The sequence below is a fragment of the Kitasatospora sp. NPDC051984 genome (genome assembly GCF_044593455.1).
Classification (GTDB): domain Bacteria; phylum Actinomycetota; class Actinomycetes; order Streptomycetales; family Streptomycetaceae; genus Kitasatospora.
This window is the reverse complement of the sequence record NZ_JBIUCB010000007.1, coordinates 81,481-99,544: the sequence shown is the minus strand read 5'-3', so window position 1 is coordinate 99,544 and position 18,064 is coordinate 81,481. Positions and strand designations below refer to the sequence as shown.

Below are 18,064 nucleotides of genomic sequence, written 5' to 3'. Positions count from 1 at the left end.
AGCAGCGCCCGCAAGTTACCTCCGGTCTCACCTCGTAGGTCCGGTCTCACCCCACCTTGACGATCCGGTGGCGCTCACTGTTCGCCACCGGACCAGGAGTTTCCCCATGCGCACCATCCCCTTCCGCATCAACCGCAAGGTCGCCGTCGTCGCGGCCGTCACCCTCGTCGCCGGCGCCACGATCGCCGCCAACGCCTCGGCCGCTCCGGCCAAGTCGCCCGCCAAGGCGTCCGGGCCGGTTCTGGAGAAGGACGCCCAGGCGTTCGCCGACGCGGCGGCGAAGAACCCGCCGATCTACACGCTGTCCTACGAGGACGCCCGCAAGGCGCTCGACGGCGCGCAGAGCGGTCCCGTCGACAAGCTGCCGGCCGAGGTCAGCCACCGCACGCTCAAGGTGGGACCCACCGGTGAGGTGAACATCCGGATCGTCCGCCCCGCCGGCGTGACCGGCAAGCTCCCGGCGGTCATGTACTTCCACGGCGGCGGCTGGGTCCTCGGCAACGAGAACACCCACGACCGGCTGGTGCGGCAGATCGCCAACGGCGCCCAGGCCGCGGTCATCTTCGTCGACTACACGCCCGCGCCCGAGGCCCGCTACCCGATCGCCAACGAGCAGTCGTACGCGGCCACCAAGTGGGTCGCCGAGCACGGTGACGAGATCAACGTCGACGGCTCCCGGATCGCCGTCGCCGGCGACAGCGTCGGCGGCAACATGACGGCCGCCGTCACGCTCATGGCCAAGCAGCGCGGCGGCCCCGCCCTGCGCGAGCAGGTGCTGTTCTACCCCGTCACGGACGCCAACTTCGAAACCCCCTCCTACCGGGAGTTCGCCGACGGCCCCTGGCTGACCCGCAAGGCCATGAAGTGGTTCTGGGACGCCTACGCCCCGAACGCCAAGGACCGCGAGCAGATCACCGCCTCCCCGCTGCGCGCGAACCTCAACCAGCTCGCCGGGCTGCCCAAGGCCCTGGTCATCACCGACGAGGCCGACGTGCTGCGCGACGAGGGCGAGGCGTACGCCGCGAAGCTCCGCGCCGCAGGCAACGACACCACCAGCGTCCGCTACAACGGCATCATCCACGACTTCGCCATGCTCGACGCCCTCGCCAACACCAACGCCGCGAAGGCGGCCGTCGACCAGGCCAGCCGCTTCCTCTACGCGGGCCTGCACAACGGGTCCTGACCCCTGCTCCAGGGCGGCCCGGCTCCCCCCGGGCCGCCCTGGGATGCCTGCACCCCCAAGGCCGGACGCCGCGCACCGCGCAGCCCTTCCGGCCGACCTGTCCGGCTCAGCCGGCCGCCCGCCGTCATCGGTGCGGCCGTTCAACCGCCGTCGCCGCTCAGAACGGTCCGTAGCGCGGCACACCCGCGTCTTTCTGCCGGACCGTGTCACCGGCGACCGCTTACAAGGAGACCGTCATGTCCCGTTCCTCCCGCACCCGTTCAGCCGTCAAGGCCGCCACCACCGTGGCCGCCGCCACCGCCGTGGCCGGCTCCCTGCTGGCCGCCACCACGGTGACCAGCAGCGCCGCCCCGCAGAAGGACGTGACGAGCCAGGCCAAGCCCACCGTCGTGCTCGTCCACGGCGCGTTCGCCGACGCCTCCAGCTGGTCCGGCGTCGTCAAGCGTCTGAAGAACGACGGCTACCCGGTCATCGCCGCAGCCAACCCGCTGCGCGGCGTGACCAGCGACGCCGCCTACATCCGCAGCGTCCTGGACAGCGTGCACGGGCCCATCGTCCTGGTCGGCCACTCCTACGGCGGCTCGGTGATCACCCAGGCCGCCGCCGGCGACCCCGACGTGAAGGCGCTGGTCTACATCGCCGCGTTCATCCCGAACGTCGGCGAGAGCGCCGGCGACCTGGCCGCCAAGTACCCGGGCAGCACCCTGGGCGACGCCGTCAGCCCCACCTCCATCCCCATGCCCGACGGCAGCACCGGCACTGAACTGACCATCAAGCAGGAGCTGTTCCACCAGCAGTTCGCCGCCGACGTCCCCGCTCCCACCGCCGCGATCATGGCGGCCTCCCAGCGGCCGGTCACCACCCTCGCCCTGGACGAGAAGGCCTCGAAGGCGGCCTGGAAGGACATCCCCTCCTACGCCATGACCGTCGGTCAGGACCACAACATCCCGCCGAAGGCCGAGAAGTGGATGGCCGAGCGCGCCCACGCCTACACCGTCACCATCGACAAGGCCTCCCACGCGGTCGCCGTCTCCCACCCGGCCGAGGTCACCGACCTCATCGTCCGCGCGGCCCGCGACACCCGCTGAACCACCGGCCCACCGACAGCCCCACTGCCGCCGGCAGTGGGGCTCGTCAGCGACGCAGGCCCAACCGCGGCAGCCGTCCGGACGTGACCGCATGCGTGGCGAGGCCGAACACCAGGCCCCAGAACGCGGAGCCGATGCCGAACAGGGTCGTGCCGGAGGCGGCGGCGAGCAGCGTCACCACGGCGGCGTCGCGACCGGGTTCGGGGGCGAGCGCGGCGGCGAGACTGTTCTGCAGCGAGGCGAGCAGCGCGACGCCGGCGATCACGGCGATCAACTCCCGTGGCAGGCCGGTGAACAGGCCGACCAGCACGCCGCTGAAGCTGCCGACGAGCACGTACAGCGCACCGGACGACATGCCCGCGACGTAGCGGCGCCGCGGGTCGGGATGCGCCTCGGGACCGGAGCAGATCGCGGCGGTGATGGCGGCCAGGTTGACGCCGGGCGAGCCGAACGGCGCCAGCAGGACGGACGCCCCGCCGGTCACGCCGATCAGCAGACGGTCGTCCGGACGGTAGCCGAACGCTCGCATCACGCCGAGCCCCGGCGCGTTCTGCGAGGCGAGCGAGACGATGGTGAGCGGCAGCGCCAGGCCGACCAGCGCGGGCCAGGAGAACGCGGGGGCGGTGAGCACCGGCACGGTCGGCCCACCCGAGCCGGGGTGCAGCCGCAGTCCGACCGTCAGCGCGGCCAGCACCCCGCCGACCACCAGGGCGATCACCACGGCGTACCGCGGCGCGAGCCGCTTCGCGAACAGGAACGCGACGAAGCTCCCGAGCACCAGCACAGGCGCGCCGTGCACCGCCCCGAAGATCCCGGCGCCGAACGAGAACAGGATGCCGGCCAGCATCGCGTGCACGATCCCCTCGGGCACGGCGGCGATCAGGCGTCCGAACCAGCCGGTGACACCGAACAGCGTGACCGCGACGGCACTCACCAGGAACGCGCCGACCGCCTCCCGGTACGGGTAGTGGCCGAGACTCGTCACCAGCAGCGCCGCCCCGGGAGTCGACCACGCGGTCACCACCGGCGTCCGGGTCCACCAGCTGAGAGCGAACCCGCTGATCCCGCTGCCGATCGCCACCGCCCAGATCCACGACGCGGTGTGCGCGGCATCCAACCGCCCGGCCGCGGCGGCCGCCAGCACCACCACCAACGGCCCGGAGAACGACACCGCGACACACACCAGCCCGGCCAGCAACGCGGGCCCGGACACGTCCCGCCGCAGACTCCGCCGCCGCTCGCCCCCACCCGCACCGCTCTCCGGTCGGACCGTCAGATCGTCTGTCATTCCGGCAGTATCCCGATCCACCGGCCAGGGACCGACAACGGGTCAGCCGCTCTGCGACTCCTGGCACCGCACCCCGTTTTCCACCTCGCCGCTCCCGCCCACCGGCGACGCCGAAGACACCTCACGCCACGCCATCATCACCACCACATTTGCCTAAGCCACTTAGGAACCAGCATGATGCGCATAGGCGATCGAGGAAGAGGCCATGGCACCCAAGGCTGAAGCACCAAGCACCGAAGCACCGGACTGGATCACCACCCCCATCACCCCCCAACTCCTGCGCGGCCACCTCGACTTCGAGATCACCCCGCACGGCCTGCTGCCGCACCGGCTGCCGAGCCGGGCGCGGCGGCAGGTGCCGGACCGGCAGTTGGCCGTCGCGGAGGCGCAGCCGTCGGGGGTGCGGGTGGTGTTCCGGACGGCGGCCACCCGGATCGAGCTGGACACGCTGCCGACCAGGCGCGCCTACCGGGGGTTCCCGCCGCCCGCCGCCGGGGTGTACGACCTGCTGATCGACGGGCGGCTGACCGCTCAGGCCACGGTTGCGGGCGGCAATCTGCGCACCGTCACGGATCTGCTGACGCAGGAAGCCGAACTCACCGAGGGCCCGATCGGCGCGGCCCGGTTCACGGGCCTGCCGGGGCGGGCGAAGGACGTGGAGATCTGGCTGCCGCACACCGAGGTCACCGAGTTGGTCGCACTGCGCACCGACGCGCCGGTCGAGCCGCTCCCGGGGCGTGGGCGCAAGATCTGGCTGCACCACGGCAGTTCGATCAGCCACGGCTCCAACGCGGCCCACCCGACCGGGACTTGGCCGGCGATCGCGGCGGCGCGCGGCGGCGTGGAGCTGGTCAACCTGGGGTTCGGCGGCAGCGCGCTGCTCGACCCGTTCACGGCCCGGGCGATCCGGGACGCGCGGGCCGACCTGATCAGCCTGAAGGTCGGCATCAACGTGGTGAACAGCGACGCGATGCGCCTGCGCGCGTTCGGCCCGGCGGTGCACGGCTTCCTGGACACGATCCGCGAAGGGCACCCGCACACCCCGCTGCTGCTGGTCTCCCCGCTACTGTGCCCGTTGCACGAGGACACCCCGGGCCCCTTGATGCCGGATTTCACCGCCGGAACGCTCCGCTTCCGCGCCACCGGCGACCCGGCCGAACGCGCCGCCGGCCGCCTGACGCTGACCGTCATCCGCGAGGAACTGGCCCGGATCGTCGGCCTGCGCGCGCTCGACGACCCGCACCTGCACTACCTCGACGGCCGCCGGCTGTACGGCGAACACGAGTACGCCGAACTCCCGCTCCCCGACGGCCTCCACCCGGACGCGGCCGCCCACCGCCGAATCGGCGAACACTTCGCCCGCCACGCCTTCGGCCCCGATCGGCCCTTCAACTCCACTGCCATTCACTCGACTTGACGCACCGTCAGGAAGCAGCAGCCCGTCCGGGTCGCTCAGGATCGCTGCGGCGTGATCAGCCCGGATTCGTAGGCGGCGATGACGGCCTGTGCCCGGTCGCGCACGTCGAGCTTGGCGAACAGGCCGGTGATGTGGTTCTTCACCGTGGACGGGCTGATCTCCATCGCGTCCGCGATCGCGTTGTTGTCCAGCCCGGTGGCCATCAGCCGCCAGACCTCGCGTTCGCGCGGCGTGATGTCGTCGGCCACCGAGGCGGTGGCGGCGGTCGGCGGGGCGGGCTGCGGGGACCGGACGTGGGTGGCGATCAGGCGGGTGAGCAGGCGGGGCGCCACCACGGCGTCACCGGCGTGGACGGTGCGGATCGCGGTGGCGAGGTCCTCGGGGGAGACGTCCTTGGGCAGGAAGCCGTGGGCGCCGGCCCGCAGCGCGGCGACCACGTACTCGTCGAGGTCGAAGGTGGAGAGCGCGAGCACCCGGCACTCGGGGAGGAGGCCGGCGAGCTGTTCGGTGGCGGCGACGCCGTCGAGGACGGGCATCCGCAGGTCCATCACCACCACGTCGGGGCGCAGGCGCTGGGCGAGGGCGACGGCCTGTTCGCCGTTCTCGGCCTCGCCGACCACCTCGAAGGACGGGTTCGGGGAGAGGATCAGTGTCAGTCCGCGGCGGACCAGGGGCTGGTCGTCGGCGACCAGGACGCGGATCGCGGGGGCGGCGGCGTTCATGCGGGTACCTCTCCGTACCGGGGTTCGGCCCCGGCGGTCTCGTCGGCGGTCAGGGGCAGTTCGGCCAGGACGGCGAAGCCGCCGTCGGGGTGCGGGCCGCAGCTGAGGCTGCCGCCGTGCAGGGCGACGCGCTCACGCATGCCGATCAGGCCGTGACCGCCGCCCTCGCCACCCGCTCCCCCGCCGGCACCCACACCGTCGTCGCGCACCAGGACCACCACAGCGTCCGGGCGGTACGTCAGGCGGACGGTCGCGCGGGCCTTCGGGCCGGCGTACTTGCGGGTGTTGGTCAGGGCCTCCTGGACGATCCGGTAGACCGTCAGGCCGAGGCTCGGCGGCAGCGGGCGCGGGGCGCCGTGGACGGTCAGTTCGGTGGGCAGGCCGGCCAGGCGGGAGTCGTCCGCCAGTCGTTCGAGGTCGTCGGTGCCGGGTTGCGGGGCGGGCGGCGCGGCGTCGGGTTCGTCGCCGGCCCGCAGGACGTCCAGCAGTTGGCGCATCTCGCGCAGCGCGAGCCGGCCGGAGGACTCCAGCGTGATCAGGGCGTCCCGGACCACCTCGGGGTCGGCGAGGTTGGCCCGGGCGCCGCCGGCCATCAACTGCATGGTGGTGATGTGGTGGGCCACGATGTCGTGCAGCTCCCGGGCGATGCGCCGGCGTTCCTCGGCCACCGCCCGGTCGGCCATCAGCCGGCGGTTGGCGGCCACCTCGCGCTGCCAGCGGGCGACCACCAGGGCCGCGCCCGCCACCAGCACGCAGGAGGCCGGTGCGGAGACCAGGGCATCCCAACTGGGCGCCCGGAAGTGGCTCTGGGTCAGCACCGTCATCAGCGAGGTGACGGCGACGGCCGCGGCGGTCACCCGGAGCCGGGCGTGGCGGGCGAGCGTGTACAGCGCCACTGTCAGGACGGCACCGAAGTGGATGCCGACCGGCTCGGCCAGGTTGGTGGCCGCCTGGAGCAGCAGCACGCCGGCGTACATCGGCACCGGGTGGGTGCGGCGCGCCAGCAGCGGCATCCCGGAACACAGGGCGAGCAGGAAGCCGGGCACGCCGACGCCGCCTACGGCTGCGGCGAACAGCAGGTAGCCGAGCACGTCCAGCAGGCTCGCGCCGACGGCCACCAGCGCATCGGTCTGGCTCCACGGCAGCCCCTCCGGCCAACGACGCGAGAGCGCGCCCGCCGTCTCCGAAGCTGCTGAACCCGCCGTCCCCGAAGCTGCTGAGCCCGCCGTCTCCGGACCCACCGTCCCCGTCATGTCCCAACTCCCCGGTGCCCGGTCGGCCCCGGGTCGCTGATCTGCGCTGATGCCCCATTCTCGCACCGGCCGGACGGGCCGGACATGGGCCCCTGCGGTGGCTCTCGCTGGGAGCACGGTCCCAGGCCCTGCCGGGCGGCGGGAGCGCGGGCCCCGCCCCGGATCGTCCGCCGACCCGACGTCTGGGCCCGAATCGGCTGATGAGCTGTGATCAGGCCGGAGAGTCCCGGCGAAAACACCGACGTTCACACCCACCGATCTCCGATTTCAGGGGCGGCGTGCGCGTCCATCAACGGGAGGGTTTCGTGATCCGCGCACTGACCGGATTCGCCACCAGAAACGCCTGGAAGGTCATCGCCGTCTGGGCGGTGCTGGGGATCGCACTGACGGGGCTCGGCCCGATGCTGTTCGACAAGGTCACCCAGTCGCAGTCCGGCGACTTCCTGCCCCGCAGCTACGACTCGGCCGCCGCGCTGCGGATCGCCGAGGACCACTTCGGGCTGGACCCGGACGCCACCGTCGTGACCGTCCTGGTCGCCCGCACCGACGGCCGGGCGCTCACCGACGACGACCAGAAGCGGATCGAGGCCGAGGCGGACCGGCTCGGCAAGCACCGCATCGTCATGCCGCGCAAGAAGGACGAGCCGACCTTCCTGGTGCCCGACCACTCGCAGACCCCGAAGGTCGCCCCGGCGATGCTCGCCCCCGACCGCAGCTTCGAACTGCTCGCCGTCGAACTGACCGGCGACTCCTCGAACGAGGGTGTGCAGAGCGTCTACCGGACCTTCCGCGACGATACTCGCGAGCGCTTCGCCGAGGCCGGCATGCGCACCGGCTTCACCGGCGGCCTGGCCGACTCGGCGGACTCCGCCGACAGGGACCGGACCGCCGCCGCGATCGGCAGCGCGCTGCTGGCCGGGCTGATCGTGCTGCTCAACGTGCTGGTGTTCCGCAGCGTGCTGGCGGCCCTGCTGCCGCTGCTGGCGGTCGCGATCGTCGGCGGCGCGGCAAGCGGGGCGGTGGCCGGGGCGGCGGCGCTCACCGGGCTGAAGCTGTCCCCGTCCACGTCGAGTCTGATCACGGTGGTGCTGCTCGGCATCGGCGTCGACTACCTGCTGTTCCTGCTGTTCCGGTTCCGCGAGCAGCTGCGGGCCCGGCCCGAGCAGCCCGTCCGGGAGGCGGCGGCCGAGGTCGCGGGCCGGGTCGGCACGGCGATCACCTCCGCCGCGCTGACCATCGTGGCGGCGTTCGCCACTCTGGGTGTGGCGAGCTTCGGCGATTTCCGTTCGCTCGGTCCGGCCGTCGCGGTCGCCGTGCTGGTCATGCTGCTGGCCAGCCTCACCCTGATGCCCGCACTGCTCGCCGCCTGCGGCCGGGGGATGTTCTGGCCGTCCCGCGCGCTGCGCCGCCCGGCCCGGGAGGGTTTCGCGGGCCGGTTCGGCGAGTTGGTCGCCCGGCGTCCGGCGGCCCTGCTGCTGGCGTCCGTCGCGCTGCTGGGCGCGCTGACCGCCGGCATGGTGGGCATCCGGATGAACTACAGCCCGCCCGCCTCCTCTGGCACCCCGGCGACCGCCACCGCCGCCGAGATCTCCCGGGCACTGCCGGCGGGCGTCTCCGACCCGACCACGGTGTACGTCACGGCGAACAACGGCGGCCCCGTCGCGGTGGCTCAACTGGACGGTCTGGCCAAGGAGCTGGCCCGGGTGGACGGCATCGGCCAGGTCGGCCGGACGGCCCTCAGCCCCGACGGCCGGGCCGCCCGCATCGACCTCTACCCGACCGCCGACCCGCAGAGCCAGCAGGCCCGCGACCTGGTCTCCGGCCCCGTCCGCGCCGCCGTCGCCGCGCACACCCCCGCCGGGACGAGCGCCCACGTCGGCGGTACGGCGGCAATCTTCGCGGACATCTCCACCGCCATCGACCACGACCTGAAGCTGGTCTTCCCGGTCGCGGCGGCGCTCATCGCCGTCATCCTGCTGCTGCTCCTGCGCAGTCTGCTGGCCCCGCTGGCGCTGATGCTCGCCGTCGGCGCGGGCTTCACCGCCACGCTGGGCGCGTCCACCCTGGTCTTCCAGCACCTGCGGTCCGAACCCGGTGTCGCTTTCACCCTGCCGCTGGTGCTGTTCCTGTTCGTGGTGGCGCTCGGCACCGACTACAACATCCTGATCACCGACCGGATCCGCGAGGAGATGCGCGGTCCCGGTTCCGCCCGCGCCGCCGTCGCCCGCGCCGTCCGCCACACCGCCCCCACCATCGCCACCGCCGGCCTGGTGCTGGCCGGTTCCTTCGCCACCCTCGCCGCGACCCCCGGCACCGAACAGATCGCCTTCGCCCTCACCCTCGGCATCCTGCTCTCCGCCGCCGTCCTCTCCCTGGCTCTCGTCCCCGCCCTCGCCGCCCTCCTCGGCCGCGCCCTCTGGTGGCCCCTGCGCCCCACCGCCCGCGCCACCCACTCCGCCCCGGAGCCCGTCAACTCCTTCGAGCGGAGCGCCAGTTGAACCACCCGGCAGCGGGCCGGGCGCTCACCGGTGGTTGACGATCACCGAGATTCCCCAGCCGATCGCCGCGAGCACCACCGCGAAGATCAGCCCGGCCAGTACGCGGCCGACCGCTCCGGCGGTCGGCCGCGCCGCCGTCACGGACGTGCCGGGCGGGTTGAGCAGGCGCAGCCCGATGGCGAACAGGGCGGGGAGGCCGGCGCCGGTGAGCAGGCCGACCACGACGATCCGCCAGAGCGCGTCCAGGTTGATCCAGGAGTTCACGGGCTCACCCGGTTGTTGGCCTTGACGGGCTGGGGCGTCACCGAGCCCGTCCACTCGGCGTTGACGTTGTCCGGCGTCACGGCCGCCCGGCGGGACGCGATGTAGAACGCCGTCGATGCCAGCACCAGCAGCACGAAGATCACCACCACGCCCGCCGTCCCGCCGATCCCGTCGGCGATCCGGTAGGCCACCGCGCCGGCCAGCGCGGCAGCCGGCAGCGTGAACACCCAGGCGGTCACCATCCGCCGGGCGAGCTGCCAGCGCACCATCGCGCCGGTGCGGCCGATGCCCGAGCCCAGGATCGATCCGGTGGCGACGTGGGTGGTGGAGAGCGAGTAGCCGAAGTCGGTGGAGCAGAGGATCACGGCCGCCGAGGCCGATTCGGCGGCCATCCCCTGCGGCGGCTCGATCTCCACCAGCCCCTTGCCGAGGGTCCGGATCACCCGCCAGCCGCCGATGTACGTGCCCAGCGCGATCGCCACCGCGCAGGACAGGATCACCCAGTCCGGTGCCTTCGACCCGGCGGGCAGGGTGCCGTTGGCGATCAGGGCCAGCGTGATGACGCCCATGGTCTTCTGCGCGTCGTTGGTGCCGTGGGCGAGCGAGACCATCGACGCCGAACCGATCTGGCCGTACCGGAACCCGCGCCCGCGCCTGTCCTCGGCGACGCCCCGGGTGAACCGGTAGACCAGCACGGTGCCGGTCGCGGCCACCGCGCCGGCGATGAACGGCGACAGAGCGGCGGGCACGATCACCTTGGAGACCAGGCCCTGCCACTTCACGGCCGAGGCCCCGGCCGCCGCCATCGTCGCCCCGATCACGCCGCCGATCAGCGCGTGCGAGGAGCTGGACGGGATCCCGAGGTACCAGGTCGCCAGGTTCCACAGGATGCTGCCGGTCAGCCCGGCGCAGACCACGGTCAAGGTCACCACCCCGGTTTCAACCAGCCCGTTGGCGATGGTCGCCGCCACCGCGGTCGACAGGAACGCCCCGACCAGGTTCAGCACCGCCGAGACGGCGACCGCCACTCGCGGTGGGAGGGCACCGGTGACGATCGACGTCGCCATCGCATTGCCCGTGTCGTGAAACCCGTTGGTGAAATCGAACCCCAGCGCCGTGACCACCATCAACGCCAGGACCGCGTCGTTGCCGGTCACGGGCCCGAATCTACCGGGCATTCCCGATCCCGAATCGGCGTGGCACGCCGATCGGCTCAGTCCGCCGCCGCGACCCGCTCGGCACGGCTGCGCAGCACGCAGAACTCATTGCCCTCGGGATCGGCCAGCACGGCCCACCCGGTGCCGTCGGGGTTGCGGCGGTCGGCGACGAAGGCCGCGCCGAGGCCCAGCAGCCGCTCGACCTCCCCGTCGCGCGCGGTCTCGGGGCGCAGGCACAGATGGACGCGGTTCTTGACCGTCTTGGGCTCGGGCACCTGGTTGAAGTACAGCACCAGCCCACCACCGAGCGACACCTGCGTCTCCCGGTCCCCCGGCGCCGCGTCCGAATCGATCGGCCGGCCCGTCACCTCGGCCCAGAACCGGGCCAGTCCGTACGCGTCGGCGCAGTCGATCGCCACGTTCTGCACTACCGAAACCATGCGCGCGAGTCTCCCCGATCCGCCGACCGCACGCCAACTCCCGGACGCTTCAGGCCCGCAGCCGCACCAACTCGGCATCGAGGTCGAGCTGCAACGACTCGGCACCCGCCGGAATCAGCGCGAAGCAGTCGCCCAGGAAGCCGTCCACCACCTCGCCCGGAACCCTGATCACCGCCTCCCCTGTCTCGCCCCGCAACGTGACGTGCACAGCCCCGCCGGGCCCGGGCGCAACCGTCACGTCCCCCCGCCCGGCCCGGGCGTGCCGCCCCGCGTCCAGCAGGTCCCGGGCGAACCACCACTCGATGGGCTCGTCCTCGGCCCGCAACGGCGGAAACATCAGGCACACGGCGTACGGCTCGTTGGCGTCGAACCCCAGCCACGCTTCGACGCAGGCCTCGGGGTGCGGACTGTCCGGCAACGTGACCCGGGTGGCCCGGGCGGCGGAGACTGTCATACGAGAAGCCCTCCTTCGGTGTCCCCCGGCGGCTACCCCGCCCCGCCCGCCCCAGCGCCTCGCACCCCGAACCTTCACAACCGCAGAGGCACCGCCGTCTGCCCGCGTCGCCTTCGCGCACGTGCTCGGCGGCGCCCAGCCCGCGGCCCGCCCCGCGAACGGCGCCTGAACTCTCGGCTCAGCACGCCGGAGCAGCGCCCTGCGGATGCTGCTCCAGATAGTCCTCGTACACCGCGACCTTGTACCGCACAAGGTCCAACGACCGTTGCAGCTCCGCGAGTTGATCGATCACCCGGGCCTCGTGCGCACGCAGCAGGGCGAGCCGGTCGGGTTCGGTGCCGGCGCCGGTGCGGGCGAGTTCGGTGTAGCGGCGGATGTCGGGGATGGGCATGCCGGAGGCGCGCAGCACGATGCACAGGTTGAGCCACTCGACGTCGCTCTCGCTGTAGCGGCGCCCGCCGCCGGAGGTGCGCCGCACGGGGGCGGCGAGGATTCCCTCGCGTTCGTAGAAGCGCAGGGCGTGCACGCTCAGGCCGGTGCGTCCGGCGACCTGGCCGATGGTCAGGGGCGCGGCCGGGGTGGGCGGGGTCTGCATCGGATCAGCATAGAGAGTTGATCTAGAGCCCACTCCAGTTCCTACAGTGACTACCGGCGCGCCGCACAACGAACAGCCAGACAAAGGGGATTGACCATGCGTTACCGGACTCTCGGACTCACCGGCATCGAGGTGAGCGCACACTGCCTCGGCACCATGATGCTCGGGTCGGTCGGCAACCCGGACCACCAGGAGGGCATCCGGCTGGTGCACGCGGCGCTCGACGCCGGGATCAACTTCGTCGACACCGCGGACATGTATTCGGCGGGCGAGTCGGAGGAGATCGTCGGCAAGGCGCTGCAGGGGCGGCGCGAGGACGTGGTGCTGGCCACCAAGGTGCACTTCCCGATGGGCCAGGGGCCGAACCGGGGCGGGAACTCGCGGCGGTGGATCACGCAGGCGGTCGAGGACAGCCTGCGGCGGCTGCGCACCGACTGGATCGACCTGTACCAGGTGCACCGGCCGGACCACCGGACGGACGTCGAGGAGACCCTGTCGGTGCTGGGCGACCTGGTCCGGCAGGGCAAGATCCGGGCGTTCGGCTGCTCGACCTTCCCGGCCGAGCAGATCGTCGAGGCGCACTGGGTGGCGGAGCGCCGGGCGCTGCCGCGCTTTCGGACCGAGCAGCCGCCGTACTCGATCCTGGCGCGCGGCATCGAGTCCTCGGTGCTGCCGGTGGCGCAGCGCTACGGCATGGGCGTGCTGACGTGGAGCCCGCTGGCGTCGGGCTTCCTGACCGGCCGTCACCGCAAGGGCGGCACGATCGACCTGTCCTCGGGCCGGGCGGCGCTGCACCCGCACCGCTTCGACCCGGCACTGCCGGTGAACGCCCGCAAGCTCGAGGCGGTGGAGCAACTGGTCGAGCTCGCCGACGAGTTGGGCTGCACGCTGCCGGAGCTGGCGGTGGCGTTCCCGCTGGCGCACCCGGCGGTCACCTCGGTGATCATCGGTCCGCGCACAGTGGAGCAGCTGGAGGGGCTGCTGAAGGGCGCCTCGCTGGTGCTGGACGACGCGGCGCTGGACCGGATCGACGCGATCGTCGCGCCGGGCACCAACGTGTACCACCCTGACGGTGTCTGGACTCCCCCTGCGCTCGCCCCGTCCGCGCGGCGCCGCCCGGCCACCGAGCGCGCGGCGGCGGACCGCTGACGACCGCTCAGCGGGGCAGGTCGGCGTGCCGTCGCAGGAAGGCTTCGACGTCCGCCGGGTCCTCCAGCGGCAACGGGTAGAGCAGCAGCCGGTCGACGCCGAGGTCGGCGTAGCGCCGCGCGTCGTCGGGGCTGGTCTCGACCGGGTCGATCTGCATGAAGTTGATCTCCAGCCGGCCGAGGTGCGCGGGCCGGGTCACCTCGGCCGCGGCCTTGCGCAGCCCGTCGAGGTGGCGGGCCAGGTCCTGCGGGCTGTGGCCGTTGCCGATCCAGCCGTGGCCCTTGGCCACGGCCCGGCGGTAGGCGGCGGGGCTGTGGCCGCCGATCATGATCCGCGGGCCGTCGGGCCGGACGGGGCGCGGGTGCGCGTCCACGTGGTCGAAGTCGGCGTACCGGCCGTGGAACTCCGGCTCGGGCGAGCTCCACAACTGGCGCATCGCGTCCAGGTATTCGTCGGTGCGCCCGCCGCGCTCGGCGAGCCGCACGCCGACGGCGGCCAGCTCCGGTTCCAGGTAGCCGGGCGCGACGCCGAGCAGCAGCCGGCCGCCGGAGAGCACGTCGAGGCTCGCGGCCTGCTTGGCCAGCACCACGGGGTTGCGCTGCGGCAGGATGAGGATTCCGGTGCCCAGTTCCATGCGTTCGGTCAGCGCCGCGACGTAGGACAGGTGCACCAGCGGATCGAGGATCGGATCAGTGGGCGCCATCGGCGACTCCGGCACCCGGGGGCTGGGCAGTACCACGTGGTCGCCGACCCACCACGACCGGTAGCCCCACTCCTCGGCCCTGCGCGCCAGCCGCGCCGTATCGGCCGGCCCCAGCGTCGCCTTGGCGCTCAGCCCGTACACACCCAGTTCCATGATCCCCGCCTCCGTCGCCCCTGCCCCGGCCCGGACTCCGGCCGCGAACCGGCCGGGGCCGTACCGGCCCCTGCTCACCCACCTCCGAACAGGCGAGCGACCTCGATCATTCCCCGGGCCGTCCCCGGCCTGTCCCGGGAACACCCCCGGCGACCGGTGGCGCCCGGTCAGTGCGGCCGGACGATCGCCAGGAACGCCGTCGTGCAGAGCACGGTCGCCAGCAGCGCGGCCAGCAGGCAGCGGGCGCGCAGCCGGCGGTAGCGCGCGCCGTACTGCTCGCGGAGCCGTTCGCGGGTCTCCCGGAACTGTTCGAGCCGGCGCCGGCTGGCCTGGAGCTGGGCGTGCGCGAAGTGGTGCTCCAGGTCGAAGCGCTGCGTGGCGGTCAGCCAGGGCAGCAGGTCGGCGAACTCGGCTGCGGCGCGCCGGGCCTGCCGGGTCTGGTCCTGCCAGTACAGGTAGCCCTCGAGTTGCCGCAGGCCCGCGTCGGTCTCGCCGGCGGCGCCGACGGAGGGGCCGGTGGGCGTCCGCTCGGTCATCGCTGGTCGTCGCGCGGGATCGCCGGGGCCCCCTGCTGCCGTCCGCCCTGGTGTCCGGCGTCCTGGAGCTCGTCGGGGACGTCGGGGTGGTGCAGGTTGAACGTCGGGGATTCGGAACGGATCTTCGGCAGGGTGACGAAGTTGTGCCGCGGCGGCGGGCAGGAGGTCGCCCACTCCAGCGAGCGGCCCCAGCCCCACGCGTCGTCGACCTCGACCTTCTCGCCGTACTTGGCGGTCTTCCAGACGTTGTAGAGGAAGGGCAGCATCGACAGGCCGAGCAGGAAGGAGCCGATGGTGGAGATCATGTTGAGGGTGGTGAAGCCGTCGGAGGCCAGGTAGTCGGCGTAGCGGCGGGGCATGCCTTCCGCGCCGAGCCAGTGCTGGACCAGGAAGGTGGTGTGGAAGCCCACGAACAGCGTCCAGAAGCAGATCCGGCCGATTCGTTCGTCGAGCATCCGGCCGGTCATCTTGGGCCACCAGAAGTGGAAGCCGGCGAACATCGCGAAGACGACGGTGCCGAACACCACGTAGTGGAAGTGCGCGACCACGAAGTACGAGTCGGAGACGTGGAAGTCGATCGGCGGGGAGGCGAGCAGCACGCCCGTCAGGCCGCCGAACAGGAAGGTGACCAGGAAGCCGAAGGCCCACAGCATCGGTGTCTCGAAGCTCAGTGAGCCCTTCCACATGGTGCCGATCCAGTTGAAGAACTTCACGCCGGTCGGGATGGCGATCAGCAGCGTCATGAAGGAGAAGAACGGCAGCAGCACTTGGCCGGTGACGAACATGTGGTGCGCCCAGACCGTGAGGGACAGGCCGGAGATGGCGATGGTGGCGGCGATCAGGCCGGAGTAGCCGAACATCGGCTTGCGGGCGAAGACCGGGATGATCTCGGAGATGATGCCGAAGAACGGCAGCGCGATGATGTACACCTCGGGGTGGCCGAAGAACCAGAACAGGTGCTGCCAGAGGATCGGGCCGCCGTTGCCGGGGTCGAAGACGTGGGCGCCGAACTTGCGGTCGGCCTCCAGGGCGAGCAGCGCGGCGGCCAGCAGCGGGAAGACCATGATGATCAGCACGGCGGTCAGCAGGGTGTTCCAGACGAAGATCGACATCCGGAACATCGTCATGCCGGGGGCTCGCATGCAGATGATCGTGGTGATGAAGTTGACCGAGCCGAGGATGGTGCCGAAGCCGGAGAACACCAGGCCCATGATCCACATGTCGCCGCCGATGCCCGGCGAGTGCACCGCGTCCGACAGCGGCGAGTAGGCGAACCAGCCGAAGTCCGCCGCGCCGTTGGGAGTGAGGAAGCCGCCCACCACGATCAGCGAGCCGAACAGGTACAGCCAGTAGGCGAACATGTTCAGCCGTGGGAACGCGACGTCCGGCGCACCGATCTGCAACGGCATGATCCAGTTCGCGAAACCCGAGAACAGCGGGGTGGCGAACACCAGCAGCATCACCGTGCCGTGCATGGTGAACAGCTGGTTGAACTGCTCGTTGGAGACGATCTGCGTGCCCGGCCTGGCCAGTTCGGCCCGCATGATCAGCGCCATCACTCCGCCGATCAGGAAGAACGCGAACGACGTGATCAGATAAAGGCTGCCGATCGTCTTGTGGTCGGTGGTGGTGATCCAGCGGACCAGCACGCTCCCGGGTTTGCGCGCTGCGCCGCGCGTATCGGGTTCCGCCACGGGCGACGGATTGCGGTCGGTCAGGACGGTCATGGCGGCTCCCTTGCCGAGACGGACCCCCCATCTCTATCAGTAATCACCTGAACCCGTACGGTTACGAAACGGCTTGTGGACGCACCACGCCCCGCCTCCCGAGGACAGGGGGGCGGGGCGCAAAAACGATGCAGCGTCAGAACACTCGTCAGAACGCCGAGGTGTACGCGGTGAAGAACGGTGCGGTGGTGGGCCCACCCCCAGGGGTGAAGCAGATCGGGTACAGCTGGACGCTGCCGGAGCTGCGCGCCCAGGGCAGTGCGAGCTGGCAGTACCCGGCGCCGCTGCCGAACGCGGTGACCTGGGCGTGGTCGGCGGGCACGGCGAGGCTCGGCAGGGTGGCGGTGCTGGGGATGCCGACGGCCAGCGTGTTGGTGCCGCCGGCCGAGTTGAAGTTGGTGGCGGCCGGCACCGAGCCGTTGTACCAGAGGTAGCCGAAGTTCTTGGGCGGGATCGCGGGCCCGTGCACGGCGCGCCTGACCGAGTAGCTGAGCGTCCATTCGGTGTCGAAGAGCGCGCCCGAGGCGTCGAAGCAGTTGACCACGAGGGTCTGGCCGCTGCTGGACGGTCCCCATTCGGTGACCTTGCAGCGGGCGCCCTGGCCGGGGTCGACGGCGGTGACCTCGACGTTGCCGAGGTAACCGGCGCCCCCGACGCCGGGCAGCCAGGCCTTCCAGATGCCGGTGGAGCCGTGGCTGGAGAGGTTGCTGCCACCGGAGGAGTTGTACTGGTCGAGCAGCGTGCCGCCCGGGGTGGAGTCCAGGTAGGCATAGCCGGCCCCGGGCGGGAGGGGGGCGCCGCTGCTGGCGGTGTACAGCACGGTGAACTGCGAGTCGTCGGGCGCGCCGCCGGGCCGGTAGCAGCTCACGCCGACGTCGATTCCGCTGCCGGCGGCGGTCCAGCCTGCCGCCTGGCACCAGGTGCCGGAGCGGTTGACGGCGGTGACGTGGGCGACGCCGCCGGGCCCGGCGATCAGCGGGAAGTGCACCACGTAGCTGCCGGTGCCGAGCTGGTCGACCCTGACGGGGTTGGTCCCCGGGGACGGCCAACTGCCCCACTGGCGCGACGGGTCGGGGACGTAGCCGGGCGGCGGCGTCGGGTTGTCGAGGTAGGCGAAGCCCCAGCGGTCGGGGACGGCGGCGTGCGCGGGGCCCGCGGCGGGGACGGCGGCGGCGAGCAGCGCGGCCAGCAGGGCCAGGACCAGCAGGACGGCCCGGACGGGCCGGGCGGGCGGTGCGGCGGATCCGGTGTGCATGGGCGGTCAACCCCCAAGGTGGAGCGCCCCGTCCGAGAAGGGGGACGGGGCGCGCGAGGCCGGGCGGCACCCGGCGAGGCGGACGGTGCGGTGCGCGGTGCGTGGTGGCACGGGGAGTCCGGTGGCCACACATGCTAGGCGGGGCGCCGTCCGGTGGCCCAGCGTCCTGACCGGAACCGATA

At 72.3% G+C, this 18,064-nt stretch carries 17 protein-coding genes; 5 read left to right on the top strand and 12 right to left on the bottom strand.

The genetic code is table 11. The annotated features are described in order from the left end of the window. The first annotated feature begins 106 nt into the window (after positions 1–106). Together ACIHEI_RS16225 and ACIHEI_RS16220 are read left to right on the top strand one after the other, a co-directional pair. Positions 107–1,183, top strand: coding sequence for an alpha/beta hydrolase (locus tag ACIHEI_RS16225; protein WP_396607044.1), 1,077 nt, complete (start codon positions 107–109; stop codon positions 1,181–1,183). 236 nt (positions 1,184–1,419) lie between these two features. Then, a complete protein-coding gene (locus tag ACIHEI_RS16220; RefSeq protein ID WP_396607043.1) occupies positions 1,420–2,271 on the top strand; it encodes an alpha/beta fold hydrolase in 852 nt (283 codons plus the stop codon). Between the two features lie 46 nt (positions 2,272–2,317). Here ACIHEI_RS16220 and ACIHEI_RS16215 read toward each other — a convergent pair whose 3' ends face one another. Beyond that, positions 2,318–3,559, bottom strand: a complete 1,242-nt coding sequence (locus ACIHEI_RS16215; protein ID WP_396607042.1) for a benzoate/H(+) symporter BenE family transporter — start codon at positions 3,557–3,559, stop codon at positions 2,318–2,320. Between the two features lie 205 nt (positions 3,560–3,764). Between ACIHEI_RS16215 and ACIHEI_RS16210 the strand changes: the two genes are divergently transcribed. Further along, on the top strand, positions 3,765–4,976 hold the full coding sequence (locus tag ACIHEI_RS16210; RefSeq protein ID WP_396607041.1) for a GDSL-type esterase/lipase family protein: 1,212 nt from the start codon (positions 3,765–3,767) through the stop codon (positions 4,974–4,976). A gap of 35 nt (positions 4,977–5,011) precedes the next feature. On the opposite strand, the gene ACIHEI_RS16205 is transcribed toward ACIHEI_RS16210, so the two are convergent. Continuing rightward, positions 5,012–5,698 (bottom strand): response regulator, encoded by a 687-nt coding sequence (locus tag ACIHEI_RS16205; RefSeq protein WP_392945727.1) that lies wholly within the window; start codon positions 5,696–5,698, stop codon positions 5,012–5,014. Beyond that, positions 5,695–6,951, bottom strand: coding sequence for a sensor histidine kinase (locus tag ACIHEI_RS16200; RefSeq protein ID WP_396607040.1), 1,257 nt, complete (start codon positions 6,949–6,951; stop codon positions 5,695–5,697). Before ACIHEI_RS16200 ends, ACIHEI_RS16205 begins: the two co-directional genes overlap by 4 nt. Before the next feature lie 305 nt (positions 6,952–7,256). Here ACIHEI_RS16200 and ACIHEI_RS16195 point away from each other — a divergent pair, with 305 nt between their 5' ends. Further along, a complete protein-coding gene (locus ACIHEI_RS16195; protein ID WP_396607039.1) occupies positions 7,257–9,449 on the top strand; it encodes an MMPL family transporter in 2,193 nt (730 codons plus the stop codon). 24 nt (positions 9,450–9,473) lie between these two features. Here ACIHEI_RS16195 and ACIHEI_RS16190 read toward each other — a convergent pair whose 3' ends face one another. The 5 genes from ACIHEI_RS16190 to ACIHEI_RS16170 form a co-directional block, all read right to left on the bottom strand. After that, positions 9,474–9,713 (bottom strand): hypothetical protein, encoded by a 240-nt coding sequence (locus ACIHEI_RS16190; protein ID WP_392945721.1) that lies wholly within the window; start codon positions 9,711–9,713, stop codon positions 9,474–9,476. Next, entirely contained in the window at positions 9,710–10,870 is a 1,161-nt protein-coding gene (locus ACIHEI_RS16185; RefSeq protein ID WP_396607038.1) for an anion permease, read from the bottom strand. Before ACIHEI_RS16185 ends, ACIHEI_RS16190 begins: the two co-directional genes overlap by 4 nt. A 56-nt stretch (positions 10,871–10,926) precedes the next feature. Next, positions 10,927–11,310, bottom strand: a complete 384-nt coding sequence (locus tag ACIHEI_RS16180) for a VOC family protein (protein ID WP_396607037.1) — start codon at positions 11,308–11,310, stop codon at positions 10,927–10,929. 49 nt (positions 11,311–11,359) lie between these two features. Beyond that, positions 11,360–11,764, bottom strand: coding sequence for an SsgA family sporulation/cell division regulator (locus ACIHEI_RS16175; protein WP_396607036.1), 405 nt, complete (start codon positions 11,762–11,764; stop codon positions 11,360–11,362). A 178-nt stretch (positions 11,765–11,942) separates the two neighbouring features. Then, positions 11,943–12,359, bottom strand: coding sequence for a MerR family transcriptional regulator (locus tag ACIHEI_RS16170; RefSeq protein ID WP_396607035.1), 417 nt, complete (start codon positions 12,357–12,359; stop codon positions 11,943–11,945). 96 nt (positions 12,360–12,455) lie between these two features. Between ACIHEI_RS16170 and ACIHEI_RS16165 the strand changes: the two genes are divergently transcribed. Then, positions 12,456–13,508: an aldo/keto reductase gene (locus ACIHEI_RS16165; RefSeq protein ID WP_396607034.1), complete on the top strand. Its 1,053-nt coding sequence runs from the start codon at positions 12,456–12,458 to the stop codon at positions 13,506–13,508. Between the two features lie 7 nt (positions 13,509–13,515). Here ACIHEI_RS16165 and ACIHEI_RS16160 read toward each other — a convergent pair whose 3' ends face one another. From ACIHEI_RS16160 to ACIHEI_RS16145, 4 genes are all read right to left on the bottom strand, one after another. Beyond that, positions 13,516–14,364, bottom strand: coding sequence for an LLM class F420-dependent oxidoreductase (locus ACIHEI_RS16160; RefSeq protein WP_396607033.1), 849 nt, complete (start codon positions 14,362–14,364; stop codon positions 13,516–13,518). Positions 14,365–14,531: 167 nt separating this feature from the next. Then, positions 14,532–14,900: a hypothetical protein gene (locus tag ACIHEI_RS16155; protein WP_396607032.1), complete on the bottom strand. Its 369-nt coding sequence runs from the start codon at positions 14,898–14,900 to the stop codon at positions 14,532–14,534. Next, on the bottom strand, positions 14,897–16,627 hold the full coding sequence (ctaD, locus tag ACIHEI_RS16150) for a cytochrome c oxidase subunit I (protein ID WP_396607031.1): 1,731 nt from the start codon (positions 16,625–16,627) through the stop codon (positions 14,897–14,899). The genes ACIHEI_RS16155 and ctaD overlap by 4 nt, the downstream gene beginning before the upstream one ends. A 148-nt stretch (positions 16,628–16,775) precedes the next feature. Then, positions 16,776–17,882: a hypothetical protein gene (locus ACIHEI_RS16145; protein WP_396607030.1), complete on the bottom strand. Its 1,107-nt coding sequence runs from the start codon at positions 17,880–17,882 to the stop codon at positions 16,776–16,778. Positions 17,883–18,064: the final 182 nt, after the last annotated feature.